Source organism: Paenibacillus sp. HB172176, from assembly GCF_011947265.1.
Taxonomy (GTDB): Bacteria; Bacillota; Bacilli; order Paenibacillales; family Paenibacillaceae; genus Pristimantibacillus.
The window spans coordinates 122,184-143,751 of record NZ_JAATHD010000003.1 but is presented as its reverse complement, the minus strand read 5'-3'; the positions used below and the strand labels follow the sequence as shown (position 1 = coordinate 143,751).

Sequence of the window (21,568 nt, the reverse complement as noted above, 5' to 3'; positions counted from 1 at the left end):
CACCTAAAAAGAACGCTGAAGCCAAGAGGCTTCAGCGTTTTGCATTTGGTTAATCAATCCATCCTGTCGTCTGCAGCACTCTGCGCAATAATGCAGCCGTCTCCTCACGTGTCAGTTCCGCGTCAGGCCTTACGGCGCTTGAATCATCGCCAAACAAAATCTCACTCGCATGCAGCATCGCCATCGCTTCTCGTGCCCACGGCGCGATCTGCTCGGCATCATTCCAATTTGACAGCTGGCTGCGTACTTGTTGATCGGTTTGCGCCGACTCTGTACCCGTCAAGCTCAGAGCACGCCAAAGCATAACCGCCGCCTCCTGACGCGTCAGCGGTGTGTTCGGACGGAAGCTGCCGTCCGGGTCGCCCGTAACAAGACCAGTTGCCAATGCTGCCGCAACCTCGTCTGCATACCAGACATCGCCGCTAACGTCCGTGAACCGCTGATCGCTTTCAATTGTATGCAGGCCTAACGCCCGTACCAGCAGCGCCGTCAACTCCGCACGAGTAATCGAGCGCTGCGGATCGAACTCTTCTGTCGATACGCCTTGGATAATAAGCCGTGAAGCCATATCCTCAACATCCGCTTCACTCCATCGACCTTCAATATCGTCAAAAGACGGCGTGTAGGTGATCAAAGCGAATATTCCGTCCCTGATGCTGTGCGCTTGCGCGAAGCGCAGGCTTTCCGACCGCGTCGGCAGTGGGATCACCGTACCGTCCTCGCCAATCCATACCATTGTCGGCGTCAATCCGCCGGCTGTTCCTTCCGCAAGCGGCATGGACAGGACGCCATAGGTGCTCCAGTCCGTCAGCCTGAATTGGTTTTCTCTTTCAAGCAACGAGACGCTTATCCTCACGAGCTCGCCGATCTGCTGACCTGGCAGTTTACCGTCAAGTATTTTAGCTTCATCAGCCGTCAGAGCTCCGATTTCAATGCGAAGCTGAGCCTTCGGTTCGTCCTGCTCCTCTGCCTGCATATCGGGAAGCTGGAGCGAATTCATGCCCAGCTGAAGGGCTGCGTCTGGTGCTTTCACGATTAATTCAATGCCTTTGTCTGCCATCAACTTTGCTATTTTCCCGCTCCATTGGACTGCCAAGTTACCCGAGAGGGCAAGATCACGGACATCAATTTGAATGGAAGCCTGATCCGGAAGATTGTTCAGCATAGCTTCAAATTTATTTTCGTCAATGACACGAATAAGATACAGCGTCTGCCCGTCCTGCTGCAAAATCTCGAGAGCAGCGATATTAGTAAAATTGGAACCTGCGATGTTGAATTCAACAACTTGGTTCTCCTCTTGCTCCGTCTGATCACTGTCATCCGAATCATCCTCCACTGCTGGCGGTGAAGGAGTAGATGGAAGCGCTGCTACACTCACCACAAATTCCTTTATGACTTGCTCCGCTCCCTTGCTGATCGTTGCTGTCAGCGTCACGCTCGCGTCGCTCTCCGTGTACGCCGGACGTGTCACTGTGCCGTTCGTGTCCACGACTGCGTCATTGCTACTCGACCATGTGATTGTCGTGCCGCTCGCGCCACTCGTGGGCAGCTCAACATTCTGCGTCACGCTTGATGCGCTGTCGCCCGAAGCATACGTGATGATCAGCGCTGCCTTGTCGTCGGCCACCGCTTCCGCATCGGTCTGCGCCTGCTTAATTATTGTCAGCGTGAACGTCTGCGTATCGCTCTCCGCTCCCTTGCTAATCGTCGCTGTCAGCGTCACGCTCGCATCGCTCTCGGTATACGCCGGACGTGTCACTTTGCCGTCCGTGTCCACGACTGCGTCATTGCTGCTCGACCACGTAATTGTCGTGCCGCTCGCGCCGCTTGTCGGGAGCTCAACATCCTCCGTCACGCTCGATGCATTGTCACCCGAAGCATATGCAATTGCCAGTGCCGCCTTATCGTCGGCCACCGCTTCCGCATCCGTCTGCGCCTGCTTAATTACCGTCAGCGTGAACGTCTGCGTGTCGCTCTCCGCTCCCTTGCTAATCGTCGCCGTCAGCGTTACGCTTGCGTCGCTCTCCGTGTAAGCCGGTCGCGTCACCACGCCATCCGTGTCCACGACTGCATCATTGCTGCTCGACCATGTAATTGTCGTGCCGCTCGCGCCGCTCGTCGGGAGCTCAACATTCTGCGTCACGCTCGATGCGCTGTCGCCCTGCGCGTACGCAATTTCCAGCGCCGCCTTGTCGTCGGCCACCGCTTCTGCATCCGTCTGCGCCTGCATAATCACCGTCAGCGTGAACACTTGCGTGTCGCTCTCCGAGCCTTTGCTAATTGTCGCTGTCAGCGTTACGCTTGCGTCACTCTCCGTGTACTCAGGACGTGTCACTGCTCCGTCCGTGTCCACGACTGCTTCATTACTGCTCGACCATGTAATCGTTGTGCCGCTCGCTCCGCTCGTCGGCAGCTCAACATTTTGCGTCACGCTCGATGCACTGTCGCCCTGCGCATACGTGATGATCAGCGCTGCCTTGTCGTCGGCCACCGCTTCCGCATCCGTCTGCACCTGCTTAATTACCGTCAGCGTGAACACTTGCGTGTCGCTCTCCGAGCCTTTACTAATTGTCGCCGTCAGCGTCACGCTCGCATCGCTCTCCGTGTAAGTCGGACGTGTCACCATGCCGTCCGTGTTCACGACTGCGTCATTGCTGCTCGACCATGTAATTGTCGTTCCGCTCGCGCCGCTCGTCGGCAGCTCGACGTCCTGCGTCACGTTTGTCGCGCTGTCGACCTGAGCAAACGCGATACCCAGCGCCGCCTTATCGTCGGCCACCGCTTCTGCATCCGTCTGCGCCTGCTTAATTACCGTCAGCGTGAACACTTGCGTGTCGCTCTCCGCTCCCTTGCTAATCATCGCCGTCAGCGTTACGCTTGCGTCGCTCTCCGTGTAAGCCGGTCGCGTCACTACGCCATCCGTGTCCACGACTGCGTCATTGCTGCTCGACCATGTAATTGTCGTGCCGCTCGCGCCGCTCGTCGGGAGCTCAACATTCTGCGTCACGCTCGATGCGCTGTCGCCCGAAGCATACTCTATGCCTAACGCTGCCTTGTCGTCGGCCACCGCTTCCGCATCCGTCTGCGCCTGCATAATCACCGTCAGCGTGAACACTTGCGTGTCGCTCTCCGAGCCTTTGCTAATTGTCGCTGTCAGCGTCACGCTCTCGTCGCTCTCCGTGTAAGCCGGACGTGTCACCGTGCCGTCCGTGTCCACGACTGCGTCATTGCTGCTCGACCATTTGATCGTCGTGCCGCTCGCGCCGCTCGTTGGCAGCTCAACATCCTGCGTCACGCTCGATGCGCTGTCACCCGAAGCATATTCAATTGCCAGCGCTGCCTTGTCGTCGACCACCGCTTCCGCATCCGTCTGCGCCTGCGGGATTACCATCAACGTAAATGTCTGCGTGTCGCTCTCCGACCCTTTGCTGATCGTCGCCGTCAGCGTCACGCTCTCGTCGCTCTCCGTGTAAGCCGGTCGCGTCACCACGCCGTCCGTATCCACAACTGCGTCATTGCTGCTCGACCACGTAATCGTCGTGCCGCTCGCGCCGCTCGTTGGCAGCTCAACATCCTGCGTCACGCTCGATGCACTGTCGCCCTGCGCGTACGCAATTGCTAGCGCTGCCTTGTCGTCGACCACCGCTTCCGCATCCGTCTGCGCCTGCGGAATCACCGTCAGCGTGAACAATTGCGTGTCGCTCTCCGAGCCTTTGCTAATTGTCGCTGTCAGCGTTACGCTTGCGTCGCTCTCCGTGTACGCCGGTCGCGTCACCACGCCGTCCGTGTCCACGACTGCGTCATTGCTGCTCGACCACGTAATCGTCGTTCCGCTCGCGCCGCTCGTCGGGAGCTCAACATCCTGTGTCACGCTCGATGCACTGTCGCCCTGCGCGTACGCAATTGCTAGCGCTGCCTTGTCGTCGACCACCGCTTCCGCATCCGTCTGCGCCTGCGGAATCACCGTCAGCGTGAACAATTGCGTGTCGCTCTCCGAGCCTTTGCTAATTGTCGCTGTCAGCGTTACGCTTGCGTCGCTCTCCGTGTACGCAGGACGCGTCACCACGCCGTCCGTGTCCACGACTGCGTCATTACTGCTCGACCATGTAATTGTCGTGCCGCTCGCGCCGCTCGTCGGCAGCTCAACTTCCTGCGTCACGCTCGATGCGCTGTCGCCCTGTGCATACGTGATGCCCAGCGCCGCCTTATCGTCGGCTACCGCTTCCGCATCCGTCGGACCCGAATCGATCTGAACACCGGTCGTGCTGGGCACTGTGTAGGCAATCGTGGCCGGGCTGCTGTCCGAAGCCGTAATTGTCGCGCCGCCTGGCAGCGTAATCTTGTTGTCTACGCCAATACCGTCCTCATCCAGCAGACCAGCGGCCACTTTATACTCGAAGGTCAACTCCTGCAGCCCCGTTCCGCGGGCACCCGAATACCCCGCCTCCACGGACTGCGTCGAGCCTCCATTGCCGATCTCGAGCTCGATCACCGGGTCGCCCGTCACGGTCACCTCATCCGCATAGGTGACCGTGAATGCCAAGACATCATCCCGTCCATACGTCCCATCGGCAGGAACCGCAATCGACAAAGGTACGATCTGGGCATCGAATGCCGCAATCGCGCTAATCAGCGCATCTGTTGCATCGGCAAGAGGCTCCGGATCAGTCACTTTAATGGCATCCGCCACTGTCTGCGCCTCGTCGATCGCGTCTGTCAATTGATCGCGTGCCACGGCCGGCACTTGTCCGACTGCATCGCCCGCACTGTAATTTAATAAGCGTGCATTGGCCGCATCCAACCCCTCGAACAACGCTTTTCCATAACGTTCAAAGGTATAGCCCATGTTATTAGCACGGGTTTCAGCCGTCGAGCCAGGATATCCAACGATGGTCAAATTATAGCTGTCCCCAAAGGCATAGACTTTCAAAACCGCCGAGTCGTTTAGAATCGTCGCCCGATTTATATAGCTCATTTTAAATGCATCATTTTCAACAAGACTTACGCTGCGCGGCAGCACGATTTCAGATATCCAATCCTGTTCAAAGGCATTATTCCCAATTGTCGTAATGCCTTCCGGGATATCAATATGGTTCAAGTTGGAGTTTCGATCAAACGTATATTCCTCAATCTCAGTCATCTGACTTGAGAGTGTCACACTTGAAAGATTATTCATGCGAAATGCATGATGTCCGACAGAAGTTACGCTATCCGGAATTACCAATGTTTCAATATTGTTGCGTTCAAATGCCCGCGGTCCAATCGTTTGAAGACCGTTCGGCAATTCAATCGTTTCAAGCCCAGCATATTGAAACGCACGAGCGGCTATGGACGTTAGTCCTGTCGGGAGCGTTACCGATTTTAGATTAATATTATTATTAAAGACATCCTCATGAAGATAACTAATGTTCTCCGGAATCACAACATTGGTTAGGTTATTGTTTTGAAAAGCGCCCGCCCCAATCGTTGTCAAGCTATCAGGAAGATCAATGGTTGTTAGTTGGTTTCCATAGAAAGCGTTGGTTCCGATAGATGTTAGCGTATCAGGCAAGATTACGGAAGTTAGCCCCTTGGAATAAAACGTCGAACTGGCAATCGACGTAACATCATATACGCCTCCCACCTTTTCCGGAATCACAAGGTCAACATCGCTGCCGGAATAACTGTTCAAAGTCGCCTCTGTAGAGTTAACAACGGTGTAACCAAAGTCGCCGTCCGATTCTGCATAAGAAACAGGAGTCAGACCTATAGGGAAAATCGGACAAAGCAACGCCGCAATCATCAAGCCGATTGCCAGCTTTCGAGATATAATACGGTTCCTTTTTATTCGCATGGGGTTTGATCAAAACCTTTCCTTCATTTTTGATCATCCTACCATTGTCGAATGAAAGAATTATGAAAGATCCCTATTAGAAAACGCTTTCTTATAATCGTTTTATTATTTTTAATAGCCATACTAAAGAATAATGCCTGACGGCGTCTCTGGGAAAGCAGCAACCTGTTCTAACGGACTTTCTATCCTCTTAGACGGCGTTTTTCAACATTCGCTTGCTCTAACGGACCTTTTGTCCTCTTAGCCAACCAATCGAGCGAAAAAACAACGGGATTAACCAGCTAAGAGGCGAAAAGGTCCGTTAAAAATCTGGGCTGGCTAAAAAGAGCTTCTAAGGGTCGAAAAAGTCCGTTACAGCTGCAAGCATTCACTCATTTCCCATCGAAATCCCAAAAATTCTGGCGTGTAAATCCCAGCATATTCAACGCTATCATGGCAAAAAAAGCTGAAGCCCCTAAGGACTTCAGCTTTTTTGCTTTTTGTTCAATAAATCCAACCTGCCGTCGACAACACGCACCGCATCAAAACAGCCTTCTCCGCGCTTCCCCGCTCCGAGCAAGCTTACAAATCGATCAGAGCCGCTTCCAGCTCGCCATCTTCATTCATGCGGCTAAAGACGATGCTCTTGCTGTCCGGGGAGAAGCTGGGATGCGGATGCGAAGGATGCTTCTTCCAGCACGGCGCATGACAGAGCCATTCGGAGCGTCCGCTGCGCAGATCGATAAGTACGATTCGCGGCATCGTCGGAAATTCCTGCGTATCCGCCACGGCGTATCGTCCGTCGGGACTCACCGCAACATGCCAGTAGGGATAATCGCCGTTAATGAATGTGACGCCTGCGCCGTCGGCATCTATCGCATAAACGCCCGTCGGTCCAAGAGGACTTCCCGCATACTTGACGAAGAACAGCTTCTTTCCGTCATAGCTCCACATTTCGTGTCCAACCCATTCCCCAAGCTGCGATCCCTCCTCGCCCAATAGCCGCCGCTGCCCAAATAGATTCGTCTTCGTGCCCTCCTCCGTATTCGCGACCCAGATCCGGTCGGGAATCTGATCCGTCCTCCCCTCATGGCAGTAGAAGATGAGATTTCGATCCGCCGGATTTACCATCGGATGGGTCATAATCGGATGAGGCTCGGGGAATCTCGGCGCTGCGACTTCCTGAAGCTTGCCCGTCCGCACCTCCAGCAAGGAGGCATAAGACACGCCATCTCTCTTGACCGCGAATCCCAGCGTGCCCGCATCGTTCGTGATGGACATCGGACCTCCGAATCTCACCGACTCATCCTCATCCTCATAGAGCACTTGAATCTCTCGATCATGAATACCGATAGACTGGATTCGGTGACCCTCGTAATAATAATAGCGATCATCCGATCCGACCGTTCCGTTGCCCCATTCATGATTCTCCAGCAGCAGCTTGCTCTCGCCGGAATTCGAATCAAAGCGATAGAGATTACCGCCGAAGCTGTCGCGACTCTCCATCACATTGAGAACCAGCCCGCTGGAGTCCGCTGACCAGCTATTGGCCGTAAAGTAGAAATGAGAGACATGCTTGCCCGGAATTCCGATGCTGCCGAAGCTTCTACCTGTCGCCGAATCCACTCTTTTCCGTTTTACAAACATAAGCTCTGTCGCACCTTTCCCTTCTTAATAGGTAATTTCGATATCCCCAAGCTGAGGCGTATAATCCTGATAACCGTTCGCCGGCACGACGATTTTCACATAATTCGTCCCCGAGGGCAGGTTGTCCACCGTATAATCGACCTTGTTCCAGTTGTTCCCCGTATTCGCCGGCGAACTCTTCTGCACGGTCAGCTCCGTATAATCTCCTTCACCGGTCGAGCCTCCGTAGAGCTTCACGTCATTGCCCGCATACGTATAGTAGAGTCGCATGGCCAACGATTTCATATGATCGACATGGTAGACGATATATTGCTCGGTCTGCGATGTGCGCGAGACGCGGCTGGGATCATTGTCCCGATATTGCGGATAGGAGGTGCTGATCTCCCATCCTCCGCTCTTGTCGTCGACGAGCGAGAAATCATTCCATTTATCCGCGAAGAGTCCATGCGCTTCGTACCCGATCGACAACTCCCCGATTTGCGGCGTATAGCTGGCATGCGTGTTTGCCGGCACGACGATTTTCAAATAATTCGTGCCTTGAGGAAACGAATCCACGGAATAGCTGACCTCGTACCACGTATTTCCGGTGCTGACTGGATTGCTCTTCGTCGGGATTACCTCCGCGTAATTCCCGTTCGTGCCGCTCGCGTACAACTGCACATCATCGCCTTGATAGCTGTAATACAGCTTCATGTCCAGCGTCTGCATATCCTCTTTATGGTAGATGAGATATTCCTCCGACTGGCTTGTTCTTACGGCCCTGCCCGTATCCCCGCCTTTGCGCTCCGGCGAGGAAGAGGTGATCGACCAGTTCCCGCTCTTCTCGCATACGTTCGAGAAAACATCCAGCGCATCTTGAAGCATGCCCGACCTGGATTCATGATGAATCTTCACATTCCCGATTTGCGGGGTATAAGCCTGATAGGCGTTCGCCGGCACGACGATTTTCAAATAATTCGTGCCCTGGGGCAGGTCGTAAGCGGCATATTGCAGCTTCTTCCAATTGTTGCCCGTATTTACGGGCTCGCTCTTGATGACATCCAGCTCCTCGTAATCCGAGCAGCCCGTGCGGCTCGCGTACAATTCGATATTATCGCCTTGGTAGGTGTAGTACGTATCCATGGACAGCGATTTCATATTATCGGCATGATAGATAATATATTGCTCGGTTTGCGAGGTGCGCGTTATTCGGCTTGGATCATTGTCTCTGTACTGCGGATACGAGGTTGTCAGCGCCCAGCCGCCGCTCTTCTCGCTAATCTTCGAGAAGTCATCCAAGGAATCCTCAAGAAGCTCCCGCTTCACCTCATAGCCAATATGGAGCTGACCGAGCTGAGGCGTGTAGTACGCATGGGAATTGGCTGGTACGACGATCTTCAGGAAGTTGGTGCCTTGCGGCATAGCGTCCACTGTGTACGTGACCTGATTCCAGGCGCCTCCCGAGTTCGACGGAGCGCTCTTATCCGCAGTCAACAATTGATAATTGCCATCCGTCGCGCTGCCGTACAGCTCGATATCGTCGCCTGCGATATTATAATAGAGCTTCATCGACAGCGAAGTCATATCATCGACATGATAGACCAGATACTCCTCGGACTGCGTGGAGCGCGAAGCACGACGCGGATCATTGCCTTTGTTCTGCGGCGTCGACGTCGCTATCGTCCAGTTGTCGCTCATCGCGCTCACCTTGGAGAAATCATCCCAATCGTCTGTGAACATATCGTAGACCGGAATATCGAAATCGACCGTCACTTCTTCCGTTGCCGCGGAATCATCGTTCAGCATGACCGTGAACGTGCCGACTTCGCCTTCGTATTGCACCGTACCTTCATACATGCCTTTGTAGCCTCGGAAGGAATAAGCGCCGTTATCATCGGTTACTCCATCCTTATTCGTCTTCCATAGATTCGTCACCAAGTCCGAATACACTTGACCTGACGGCTTCAGCGTCCAGTCGTTGTAGAAGAGCGGCGCGTTGTTCAGCCAATGCGAGCCGTCCCAGAAGCCCCACATATTGAATTCGTCCACATACGGATTGCTGAACGTCATCAGCAGAATATCGCGCATGAATTTCGCGGAAAATTCGGCGTCGCCGGAATTCAGATCATATTCCGTGATGGCGACCCGCTTGTTGTACGTATTGCCCAACTCGTACAGACGATTGTAATAATCGAGCGGATCGGCGCCGGTGCTGGGGAAATGGCTCTGAATGCCGATGCCGTCATACGGCGTGTTCGTCGCGTTCATATAGTTAAGAAACTCGGAGAATGCGCCCATCGTTCCGGATGTGATGCTGTCATTAATATAAAGCGAGGCATCGCTATCCGCATTCCGGGCAGTCTGGAACCATCTGACGAGTGATTCATATTCCGGGTTGAACGTATAGCCCGTCGGCGCCGGATCGGGCTCTGTATAGAGCGGGGCAAGAAGCTCGCGCATCGCTCCATTCAGAATAGGCTCGTTCACGACATCCCATTCCGGAACCTCGTTCTTCAAATCGTTGATTTGATCCGTAATATGATTATCTACCCGATCCTGAATCGCCTCGAGCGTCTGCGTCGTCATCGGATCTGTCTTCATTAGATCGGACACATCGGTAGGAACGCGTCCGTAATTATCCCATACCAGCGCATGGCCCCGCACGTAGAGATCGTTCGCCTTCGCCCACTCGGCCCCATTCTTGGCAAGCTGCGGGTTTTGCTCGTATTTCGGCCATTTCATCTCGGTTTCGAAAATAACGGAATTGAATAGCCCCGAGTTCGTCAGAACGTCGTTATATCGATATGAGCTTGTTCCTGGATTAGGATTGCTGGTTACGCGAGAGGCGCTGACGGCAGTTCCGAATTTGAAATCATGCTTCGTCAATTCCATGTTTACATTCGCGTTCTTCAACAGATTGCCGTCCTTGTCCTTCAACACGACAGAGAAATCATCCTTGCGGATTTGCTCGATCCGCTCCAGCGCATCGATGCGCCACTCGGCATCCGCATCGTTCATGCCGTCATAGGAAGCCACCGTTCTTGGAAGAGTATCGACCGTTGCGGTTTGTTCGTAGTTATAAACCTCCAGACCCGCAATCTGAATCGTTTGCGGCTTGAAGCCAAGCCTGAAATTGATGAAGCTGTGCGAGTTGACGGAGCCGTCTATATCCGACCCTTGAATCTCGAAGGGCAGATAATACTTCACCCATTCGGACTCCTGTCCTTGCGTCGGCACGCCCCCGTCCGCAAGGAATTTCATATGCTGCAGATTGGGCGTCTCGCGTTCGAATACGAACTGCGTCATCGCCGCACCCGTCTCATCGGTGGAGCTGATCGTTCGCAGATAGAACATCGCGAGCACGACATCGCCTTCCTCCATCTGCGGAGCAAGCGGGATCATAATTTGCAAATTGTAGGTGCTTGCCGGCGTCTGAACCGTCTCGAACTCCACGGCTTGTCCGAACGGCATGGGATCGCCGTTGCTGTCATAGTAGACGCTCCCTGTCACGGTGTCGTACACATCGACAATCTCACTGTTGTAATAGGTTGAATCGGGCGACTGCGGCGACAAGGCTCCCGCGAACAGGTCGCTCTCGTCGGCGAGGAGCGTGCCGGTCGTCGGCAGCGTCACCGAGTCCGGATCATCCGTATACGGGTTGGGCTCGCTGGAGAGATGAAGCATATCGTCAAGAAGCTGCTGCTGGTCGGGTGTCAAATCCTGCATATAGGACGGCAACGGATCCTCGTCGGCCAGAACGGCGCCTCCGGGGATGATGCCGCCGAGAATCAGACAGATTGATAACAGAAAACCCATTGCTTTCCTTGAACAAAGCTTGCTCATGATTACACTTCCTCTTCGTTTTAATCCGCCAATAGTAAGCGGTTTCAAATCTGCATCCCGATAACGCTTGAAGTTAGGAATGCTCTCCTTGGGGCTCGCGACTGTTCGGCCGGATGCTCATCCGGCCGAACCTTGCGAACCTTCAGCCAATCTTCCATGGCTCAAGCCGTCATGCCGCTTATTGATTATTGTTGTACCACTCCGTTACTTCTTTGATTAATTGATCTCCGCCTTGCTTGCGATATTCCTTCACGAAATCATCGAAAGCGTCGAGCGGCTTCTCGCCGATAATGATCTTCGCCGCCGTTTCCTGGAAGAGCGTGCCGTCGAACTGCAGGTCCGGATTATCCGCCAAGGCCTTCGGCTGCGGCATGCCGACCGTCGGATTCGGAATGCCCTCATCCTTGGCGATGCGATTCGCTTCATTGAACTTCTCAGTGGACTTCTCGTCTCCCGCGCGAAGCACGGCGTTCAGCTTCTCGTTATAGCCGTTAAGCGGCATGATCGGATTTCTCGTGCTCGCGAGCAGATCATCCTGCTCTTTGTCGAAGGTATAGCTGTCTCCATCCTTCGTATAGGACAATCCAGGAACGCCAAGATGCGCGAATTCCTGTCCTTCTTCCGTGAACATCCAATCGAACATTTTGATAATCGCCTCTGGTTTCTCTGTATCCTTCATAACGATGAAGGTTTTCAGAATCGGCTGCAGCGCGCGGCCCACGGGACCGTCATATCCTTCTCCCTGCGGCGTCGGAATCGTGATGAGATCGCCGTTCAGCTCAGGCGAGGTCGCATCGAGCTTCGACTGCCAGGTTGAGCCCGGATTCACGACATGGTCGAAGGAGCCCGCAATGCCGGATGTAATCTTCTGGCTCCAGATCTTGCTGTTGTTCGTCAGGAACTCGCTGTCGAGCAAGCCTTCCTCATACATCGTGTGCAGATAGCTGAGCGCGGTCTTCATATTCGGATGAATGAATCCGGGGACAAGCTCGTCGCCTTCCATGAGATAGCTGTCGCCGTTGACGCCCCACATGCCGAAAATATTGTCCGCCCAGCTAAGCTTCTCGCGCATGGTGAACGGAATTTCATCCTTCTTGCCGTTGCCGTTCGGGTCTTCGTTCAGGAAGGCGCGGAACATATCGAGCAATTCGCCTGAAGTCTTCGGCACATCGATGCCCAGCTTGTCCATCCAGTCCTTGCGCACATAGAGCAAGCGCTCGGCCGCCGCTTTCTGCGGCTCGGGAATGGCCATGATCTTGCCGTTGATCGTTACGGCATCCCATGCGCTCTGCGGAATCGCTTCCTTCAGGTGCGGACCGTATTGATCGATTAAGTCATTAAGCGGGAGCGCTTGATCATTGTTGACGACCTCGGAATCGCCCAAAGCCCAATACTGAATCACGTCGGGCTTATCGCCCGCCGCCAGCTTCAAGCGGAGCTGCTCCCGATATTGCCCATGCGGCAAATATTGCACGGTAAGCTCCGTGCCCGTCTGCTCAGCCAAATACTTGATTGCCGGCTGCTCCATCGACTCGCCCGCCGGAATGGAAGCGGAATGGTCGCTCGCGAAGATGGTAAGCTTCGGCGTCTCCTGAGGCTCGTCGGTTGCGGCCGGCTGCGACGACTGGGGAGCGTCGCCGTTCGCGCTTTCCTCCGGGGAATTGTTGTTGCCGGAGTTGTTGCTGCACGCGGCTGTGAACAATAAGACGAGGATGATTGCGAGCATTGCTGTCATTTTGCCAAACTTCATAGTTGAAACCCTCCTGATTTTTCTATTATTTTATATAATGACCGAATCGGCCCTATATAACTAGCCCTTCACGGAGCCGATCAACGCTCCCTTGATGAAATGCTTCTGCAGGAACGGATAGACGATAATGATCGGGATCGTGGCGACAACGATGGTCGCGAGTTGGATGCTCTGCGGCGTTATCTGCGTAAATTCCGCGCCGGAGGCTCCCGTCGTCGACATGTCGCCCTGCGAGATCAGGTTGAACAGATACATCTGCAAGGTGCGCCATTTCAAATCCGTAATATAGAGCAGCGGCATGTAATAGCTGTTCCAATGGACGACGGCGTAGAACAGCAGCAGCGTCACCATAATCGGCTTCGACAGGGGCAGCGCAATCTTGAACAGAATGCCGTATTCGCTCATGCCGTCCACCTTGGCCGCCTCGAACAGCTCCTCCGGCAAATTGCGGAAGAAGGTAAGACAGAGTATGGTATTGAAGCCGCTCATGGCGGCCGGAATAATAAGCGCCCACAAGGTGTTGAGCATTCCGAGCGACTTCACGACGAGATAGGTCGGAATAAGCGGCGCCTGGAAAATCATCGTGAACAGAATGACCAGGAGCAGCCACTTGCGCCCCGTAAGATAGCTCTTGGAGAGCGGGTATGCCGTCAGCGAGGTGATCGCAAGATTCAGCAGCGTCCCCAGCACGACAACGATGACCGACACGCCGAAGGCATGCCAGAAGATTTCGTTGTCCATGACCTTGCTCATATTCTCAAATGTGAATTCGACCGGCCAGATCAGCACCTCCGAGCACATCAGCGCCTTCGAGGTGCTGAACGCGCCAGCCAGCACATGCAGCAGAGGCAGCAGAACGGTGGCGCAGATTAGCAGCAGAAAAGCGACATTGCCGGCGTCGAATACCTTCTCTCCCATACTTCGACGTATTCTCATAGAAGCAACTCCTTCGTTAGTGAAAATAAATGCAAGCTAATACAAGCTCTCGCCCGTCGTCTTCTTGCTGATCTGATTGCTGATGACGATTAGCAGGAAGCCGATCACCGACTTGAATAGTCCGATCGCCGTCGTCAAGCTGTACTTGCCGTTCACAATTCCCGCGCGGTATGCGAAGGTGTCCAGCACATCGCCAACCTCGTAGGATATCGGCGTCAGGAAGATGTAGATCTGCTCGAACCCGGTATCCATCACATCGCCAATCTTGAGCAGAAGCAGAATCGTAATGGCGGGCACTAGACCGGGTAACGTAATATGCGTGAATTGTCCCCAGCGGCCGGCGCCGTCAATCTTGGCCGCCTCGTACAGCGATGGATTGATGCCTGCCAGCGCCGCCAGGAATATAATCGCGCTCCAACCCATCTCCTTCCACATGCCCGATGTAATAACGATTGTGCGGAAAAATTCCGATTTCTGAAGGAAGTGGATCGGATCGACGCCAAACTGTCCAAGAAGCGTATTGACCAGGCCGACCTGCGGCGACAGCATGATATAGGCGAGACCGTAAATAATTGTCCAAGACAGGAAATGCGGCATATAGACGATGGTTTGAATGGAGCGCTTCACCGCCATTTGGCGTATCTCGTTAAGCAAACAGGCCAGAATGATGGGCGCCGGGAATGCAAACAATATTTGGTAGAAGCTAATGAACAAAGTGTTCCTAATAAGTCTCGTGAACTGAGGATAGTGGAAAAGCTGGTCGAACCAACGCAGCCCCACCCACTCGCTGGACAGGAAGCCCTTGAATATGTTGTAATCCTGAAAAGCGATAACCGATCCGAGGAGCGGAACGTATTTGAAGATGAGCAAATACAGAAATCCCGGAATCAGCATGGAATAGAGCGGCCAGTACCTTCGCAGCGAGCTTCGTCGTTTCGTCGCTGCGGCCGGTGCGATCATGGGGGGCGAAGCTGTTGCTTTCGTTATCATCTGCGTAACCTTCCTTCTTCGGTTGATGTCGATAACTTAATGGTAAAGGCGCCAGAAGAAGAAAAATATACGAAAATCGTATGAAATGCATATAGAAACTTCCGAATTGCGCAAGAAGGATAGACGGTCATTTTAGAGGGAGGTACAATGGGCTTACATCTTATAAAGAGGCGCTCTTGGGGGTTGATGCAGCATGATTCGCACTATTCGGAATTCGTTGAAATGGAAGCTTGTCGTCATGATTACACTTGCTGTGCTTGTCATTATGACAGCGGTCAGCCTCGTGAACTACAATGACATGAAGCAGAATGTGCAGCGCGACGTGGAACGCTTCAGCGATGCGATTCTTACACAGGCAAATTTGAATTTGAGCCGATATTACGACAATTACGAAAGCTATTTCTCCTTGCTCAGCGGCAATATCGATTTCTCGCGCTGGAGCGATCCAGGCAAGCGAGGAACGTTCGACTATTTCGAGGAATACAGACAGACGAACGAGCAATTGTTCCTTCCAATTTCGAATCAGCATCCCGAGATCATCTCCCTCTATCTCTACAATCAATCAAGCGGCAGCGAGCATCTGTTCATCTCGCCGACGAATCGCCTCACCTCGAAATACGGCTATTCCATCAAAGACGAGAAATGGCTGCTGAATATTCAGCAAAGCAAGTCTCCTCAGAAAATCGTTCGTTTGACGGATCAATATTTGGAGGCTTATCGAAAGGTCAGCGTGCCCGTGTTGACGATGGTTCAGAAATTCGCTTATCTGAATCAAATCTGGTTCGTGAAGATGGACATGCAGCTTACGCCCGCTCAGGGCATTCTCAGCAACATTCATCTCGGAGGCGCCAGCAAGGCGATGATAATTGATGACTCCGGACATATTGTCGCCCATCCTGACGACACATTGATCACGACGGCCATTGATGAGGATCTGAACCGGAAAATCATGTCGAAGACGTCCTCCGTCTTTCTGTGGAAGAAGACGAATGAAATGGTCGTCTATCAGAAAATCGCGAATACGAATTGGACAACCGTCGTATTCGTGCCCTATCCCGTTGTCGCGCAAAGCATCTTCCATGTGCGCGACAACACGCTGGCCATAACCGGAATCGGTCTCATTCTATCCATTGTGCTCATCTTGACGATCTCCACGTCGGCGACCAAGCGGCTGCTCGTGCTTCGCCAGAGCATTCGCCGAACGGGAATGGGCAAGCTTCATCACAAGCTCCCTGAGCTTGGCTCGGACGAGATCGGCGAAGTCGGACTGGCCTATAATCGCATGCTGGAGCAGTTGGAAGAGATGATTCAGAGATTAGCGGATACGAAGATTAACGAGCATGAGGCGGTTCAATCTGCGCTGCAGTCGCAAATTCATTCCCATTTTCTATACAATGCGCTTGAATCGATTAACTCGCTCGCTCACTTGGCCAATCAGCCTCAGATCAGGCAAGTGACGCTCGCCCTCTCCAGCTTATTGCGTTATACGTCCAACTATAGGGACTTGACGGTGACGCTTGGCGATGAGCTCAAGCATGTGCGGGATTATATTCTCATTATGAGGAGCATCTATGGAGACGATGTAGCATGCAGCTTCGACATCGCTGCAGATCTGGAAGCAACTTCTTGCTTGAAGGCTGTGCTGCAGCCCATGGTGGAGAACGCCGTCAAGCATGGACTGGAGACCACTGGCGAGGCGGTCCATATCCATGTCGCAGCAGAAATCGAAGATTCCGCTGTGATGCGGGTGGACATTATGGACAATGCCGGCGGGTTCGCTGAGGATACGCGCATGCGCTTGCAGGAATTGCTTTCCATCACGGAGACCAGCGAGCATTACAAGAAGATAGCCAGAGTCGGTCTGCTCAATGTGCAGAATCGATTGAAGCTTCGCTACCCCGATACATCCGCGGGACTGTCGATTCGCAATTTGCCCGAGCGGCAAGGCGCCTGCATCACAATCAGATTTCCCGTCCATGAGAGAAGAGAGGAGCTTGCCTTATGATACGCGTTCATATTGCCGATGACTCGCCGATTATACGCAGCAGCCTTGCAAGAGCGCTGGGAGAATTCAGCGACACTACTATTGTCAGCGGGGCTTCGGCTAACGGAGCGAGAGCTATGGAATGGCTGGGGCGCTATTATGCCGATCTATTAATAACCGATGTTCGCATGCCGCTGATGGATGGATTAGAGCTTATTCACGCCGTGAAGAAGCATTATCCGTGGATGTCTTCTTTCGTTGTATCCAGCTATGACGACTTCTCCTATGCCAAGGCAAGCATTCAGCTTGAAGCCGTCGATTATCTCTTGAAGCCGATTGATCCCGAGCTTCTGGAACGCGCCTTGACAGCCGCCATAGACAAAATCTACGGTGAACGGCAAAAAAAAGCCGCACAGCTTCTTCTTCGCCAATTGCCGCTCAACCGCGACATGCTCGATCGCTGGGTGCAGCATATTCAATTGCAGCGCGTCGAGACGATGCCCATCCTCATTGTGGATACGCTGGACATGCTGGGGAGCTGGGTCGGCGACAGCTATTATCTGCTGAATTCGCTGTCGAATCTTTGGCTGGAGACGGTCATCCATGAATTGCAGAAGAATCAGGTGACGATCAAGCTCGATGAAGGACGCGATCTCGGTCTGGGGGACAGCCTGCTGGAGCGCTCCCGTATAAGAAGCTATTTCCGGCTCTGCACCGTCAGACGGCTGGAAGAAGGCAGCCATGTGCTGCTGAAGGAAATGAACCATATCCGCGATCCGCTCACAATTCGAATGGTGGACATGATTCATACGTACGTTGAGGCGCATTACAAGGATAAGATCAGCCTTCAAGAGCTTGCGGATCAGGTTGAGATGAGCAAAAACTACATGTGCACCAAATTCAAGGAAGACACGGGCATGACCATTCACAACTATGTAATCGACGTTCGCATGAGAAAAGCGCGCGAGCTGCTGCTCGCCACTACGCTCAAAAGCTATGAAATCGCCCATCGCGTAGGCTATGACAATGTGATCTATTTCTCGCAATCCTTCAAAAAAACCTATGGTCTCAGCCCAATGGATTATAAAAAAAGAATGGAGCAGTAATTGCGTCCGCCAGGACTCGCTTACTGCTCCAAAGCGCCTTTATGCGTTAAGGCACGTACTCAAACTTCACCGCATCGGCGATCACATAACCGGTCGTGCCGTCATTGCGCACTGTTACAACACCTCCAGACGCGGCATCGAACGTATAGGAACCAAGCAAATTCCACTCGCCTCCGTCGTCGGTCTGATCCACATAGACAGTATCGGAGCCCCCTTCATAGTCAATGTCGATCGGCACATGAGTCGCTCTGTTCGCATATTCGGTCCACATGGCATAGACGTTGTAAGTGCCCGACACTGGCAAATTCGCGCTGAAAGCGACACTCTTGCTGCCCTTGCCGGACTGATCGTCATGCCAATAATTCGCGCCGTAGCGATCCGGCCTGCTTGTTCCGACAAGCCAGGTGCCGGTCTTGACCACGCCAGTCAAATCGGCATTGTCGACGATGACCGGGTCTGGATTAACGACGGGTACGGGAACGAACTTCACCGCATCCGCTACAACGAAATTATCGGTATCCGTATTGCTGATCGTCACGCTGCCGGTTGTGCCTTCGGCAAAATCATAGGTGCCAAGCAGATTCCAGACGCCGCCGTCTGCCGTCTGGTCCACGATTAACGAGTCGGAGCCGCCGTCATAAGCAATCGTCACCGGAACGTTCGTAGCGTGATTGAATTGCTCCGTCCAGTTCATATACACCTTGTAGCTGCCTGCCGCAGGGATATCCGGCGTATAGGTAACTGTTTTGCTGCCTTTGCCCGAATTGCTGTCATGCCAATAATTCGAGCCGATGAATTGTTCGGGATTGTTCGTTCCCGAGTACCATGTTCCTGTTTTCGTCACATACGCGGAATCCGTATTATCAAGGATAATAGCTCCCTCTTCCACCGGGACTCCAAGCTCGAACGAAGCTTTAAGCGATTGGCCATGCAAACCGCCGACGTTCACCGTCATCTGGATGGTCGGCGACAATTGCGTGACCGTAATGCCGGGATCAGCCGTATAGCTTGCTGCCGAACGATCCAGCTCTACCGTTATCGTGCCTGAATTCGCTTGCGTCGGATCGCTGACAGACACATCAAGGCTGGTATCCGCGACTTCCTTCGTCATCACGGAAGCCTTCTTGTTCACCGTGATCATATCCACCGTCTTCGCAGCATCCTGCCAGAAATTCGCTCCGATCATGTTCAGCGAGGTCTCCTTCACCGCCTGCGCTTCATCCGAATTTTCCAGCGTGACGATATCCGGATTAGCCGCATACGCCGCAACCTGAGAGCTTGTCTTGCCTGGCAGAAGCGCATATTGGTAGCTGTCTGCGGTCGGATTCGTGCCATGATCCATCCATAGGGTCAAATAATTCCTCGTAATCGAGGTCGAAGGCGAGCCCGGTCTTGAATTAATCTGCTTCCAATTGCCTGTTCTCGCTTCGCGCAAGGCCTCCACATTCGCATTTTCCGGGAAATAATAGCCGATGTCGGCGCCGGAAGCCGTGCCTGCGAGATGGGCCCAATTCACTCCCGTTAAGGTCTGCGACCAGCCGAGGCTCGAGGCTTGCTGCGTTCCGTCCACGGTAAAGGCATTGTCTCCGTCCTCATTCAGCTTGCGATTCTCGATAATGGTCTCCGTGTCAATGCCGTCCGTGCTCGTGATGCCGGCGCCCAGAGCCGCGATCTCGTCATCGAACATAAACCATGACTTCTTCGCTTGCAGCGTGTTCGAGCCATAGGCGAGATCCATGCCCGACACGCCGTACAGATCGTCCATATCCGTACCGCCCGTCCAATTGTTCGCGCTCTTGTGGCTCGCTGTGGAGGTTTGCGACAGGACCGTCGTTCCCGGGAGACGATAAGCATCTACGGTCGGCCAATAATCCCCGCTGTATTGATCGATATCCCCGTTATAGAGATACGTTGTGCCTGTGGAAGTGTACCAGGCCTTCCCGTTCTCGCTGTTAATCGCTTCATAGCTGAGAATTCGATTGGAATACATGGCAAGCCCGAATCCATAGCCGGGTCGCAGCTGAACGGCTCTGTCCATGCCCGCATATTGCCTGTAGGTCAGCAGCTCACTGGCCGGGGCAATGGAAGAATCATTCGCGATATTCTTCGCCAAAGCGACGGATCGAAGCGAGGCGTTCTCATAGAAATCGAGGAAGGTATCCGACTGAATCCAGGCTTTGATCATGCTTTTGAAATCACCGGATTCCTGCGCTGGAGCACTCTCCGCGAGCTGCAGAATGCTCTCCATCGCGGCATGGCCGGCCACATGATCCTCTTGATAGTATCTCGAAATCTCTCTCCCACGTACCATATCCATCATGGCGCCTTTGTAGATAAGAGGCTGGTAGGCGTCATACACCCACTGCCATACATTGGCGATGTCGGGATCGGTCACTTCCCAAGTTGAGCCATGAAGCATCTCCAGCAGATCGGCAACCGCCTGAATCAGGCTGAGGCCATAACCGCCGGTATAAGGAAGACTGCCGTGCTGAATAAACGAACCGTCCGAATAGAAGCCGTCTCCGCTGGTTACATAATCGAAGATCGACGACAAGCCGTCTCTCGCATCCGCAAGCTTGGCCGAGTCCTTGCTAAGAATGCCGTTCCCCGCGACAACGATCGCCTTCCAGGAGCGGTTCGCTCCGGTTAATGTAACGGTCGGCGAGAAATGGTCGACCGCTGTCATATAATTCGTCACCTGCGAGGAGGTTAGATCATCATACATCAGCATCACCGTGTCATTCAGCGGCATAGGAATGCCGATCTGCCAATCCCACCAATTGCTCGTCCCGCTGGCAGTCGGATGAATCGTCTCGTTATATCTTGAATCGTACATATAATCGAGCGCATCCACAATATCCCCCGCAAGCGAGGCATCGCCGTAGAGCGACGAGCCTGTCACGGAATAGGCAAGCGCCATCTTGAACAATCGTTCATAATCCGTTCGAACATGGACCGAGTTGCCGTATGCCTGAATGTCGCTCCACAAGTAGGTCCGGCTTGCCGACACATCCATCGATGTCCAAAGCGCGTTCGCCTCATCCGTGATTAAAGCAATGGATGTGGCAATATCCGGATCACTCCCATTAAGGGAGCTTCCTCCCGTCAGCATCTCCTGACGATGCTCGCGCATCGCGTCGTATTCATCCGAAGCATAGGTCTTCTGAGCTCCAATATTGCCAAGTATCGCAATCGTGAGCAACATGATCATGGCGATCATGACGATTCTTGAATCCAGTCTCTTTTTCATTTGCCCCATCATTCTCATCCCTTCTTTCTAATTATTAAGCGCTTACATCGATCATTATAGAAAAGCAGCTATATCCGGATATAAACCTCCTCCTTTCGAGAAATGGTATGGGATTTCGAGCAGGTTGCACGTTAGCGACAGTCATCGAAGTTGGAACATAGCATAGTTCAAATCCTGTCGAAAGTCGATGATAGATTACAAGATCATCGTGATGAATTTCAAGCTTTGCATCCCCCTTCTACGGCATGTATGAATCTCCTGCCCAAAACGC

General features: G+C 53.3%; 9 protein-coding genes. 2 read left to right on the top strand and 7 right to left on the bottom strand.

Annotated elements, in window-relative coordinates:
- Window positions 1-49: 49 nt before the first annotated feature.
- The 6 genes from HFP08_RS05650 to HFP08_RS05625 all read right to left on the bottom strand — a co-directional run bounded on the left by HFP08_RS05650 (window position 50) and on the right by HFP08_RS05625 (window position 14,957).
- Window positions 50-5,833, bottom strand: coding sequence for an immunoglobulin-like domain-containing protein (locus HFP08_RS05650; RefSeq protein ID WP_168119565.1), 5,784 nt, complete (start codon window positions 5,831-5,833; stop codon window positions 50-52).
- A 561-nt stretch (window positions 5,834-6,394) separates the two neighbouring features.
- Window positions 6,395-7,459, bottom strand: coding sequence for an oligogalacturonate lyase family protein (locus HFP08_RS05645; protein WP_168119564.1), 1,065 nt, complete (start codon window positions 7,457-7,459; stop codon window positions 6,395-6,397).
- A 24-nt stretch (window positions 7,460-7,483) separates the two neighbouring features.
- Window positions 7,484-11,281: an endo-1,4-beta-xylanase gene (locus HFP08_RS05640; RefSeq protein WP_168119563.1), complete on the bottom strand. Its 3,798-nt coding sequence runs from the start codon at window positions 11,279-11,281 to the stop codon at window positions 7,484-7,486.
- A gap of 178 nt (window positions 11,282-11,459) precedes the next feature.
- Window positions 11,460-13,031: an extracellular solute-binding protein gene (locus tag HFP08_RS05635; protein WP_168119562.1), complete on the bottom strand. Its 1,572-nt coding sequence runs from the start codon at window positions 13,029-13,031 to the stop codon at window positions 11,460-11,462.
- A 60-nt stretch (window positions 13,032-13,091) separates the two neighbouring features.
- A complete protein-coding gene (locus tag HFP08_RS05630; protein WP_168119561.1) occupies window positions 13,092-13,967 on the bottom strand; it encodes a carbohydrate ABC transporter permease in 876 nt (291 codons plus the stop codon).
- Between the two features lie 36 nt (window positions 13,968-14,003).
- Entirely contained in the window at window positions 14,004-14,957 is a 954-nt protein-coding gene (locus tag HFP08_RS05625; protein ID WP_240941114.1) for an ABC transporter permease, read from the bottom strand.
- A gap of 193 nt (window positions 14,958-15,150) precedes the next feature.
- On the opposite strand from HFP08_RS05625, the gene HFP08_RS05620 reads away from it, so the two are divergent.
- Together HFP08_RS05620 and HFP08_RS05615 are read left to right on the top strand one after the other, a co-directional pair.
- Window positions 15,151-16,962, top strand: a complete 1,812-nt coding sequence (locus tag HFP08_RS05620) for a sensor histidine kinase (RefSeq protein ID WP_168119560.1) — start codon at window positions 15,151-15,153, stop codon at window positions 16,960-16,962.
- The gene (locus HFP08_RS05615) at window positions 16,959-18,047 is read left to right on the top strand and encodes a response regulator transcription factor (protein ID WP_168119559.1); all 1,089 of its coding nucleotides are present in this window, start codon (window positions 16,959-16,961) and stop codon (window positions 18,045-18,047) included. The genes HFP08_RS05620 and HFP08_RS05615 overlap by 4 nt, the downstream gene beginning before the upstream one ends.
- 46 nt (window positions 18,048-18,093) lie before the next feature.
- Here HFP08_RS05615 and HFP08_RS05610 read toward each other — a convergent pair whose 3' ends face one another.
- The gene (locus HFP08_RS05610; RefSeq protein WP_168119558.1) at window positions 18,094-21,297 is read right to left on the bottom strand and encodes a polysaccharide lyase family 8 super-sandwich domain-containing protein; all 3,204 of its coding nucleotides are present in this window, start codon (window positions 21,295-21,297) and stop codon (window positions 18,094-18,096) included.
- Window positions 21,298-21,568: the final 271 nt, after the last annotated feature.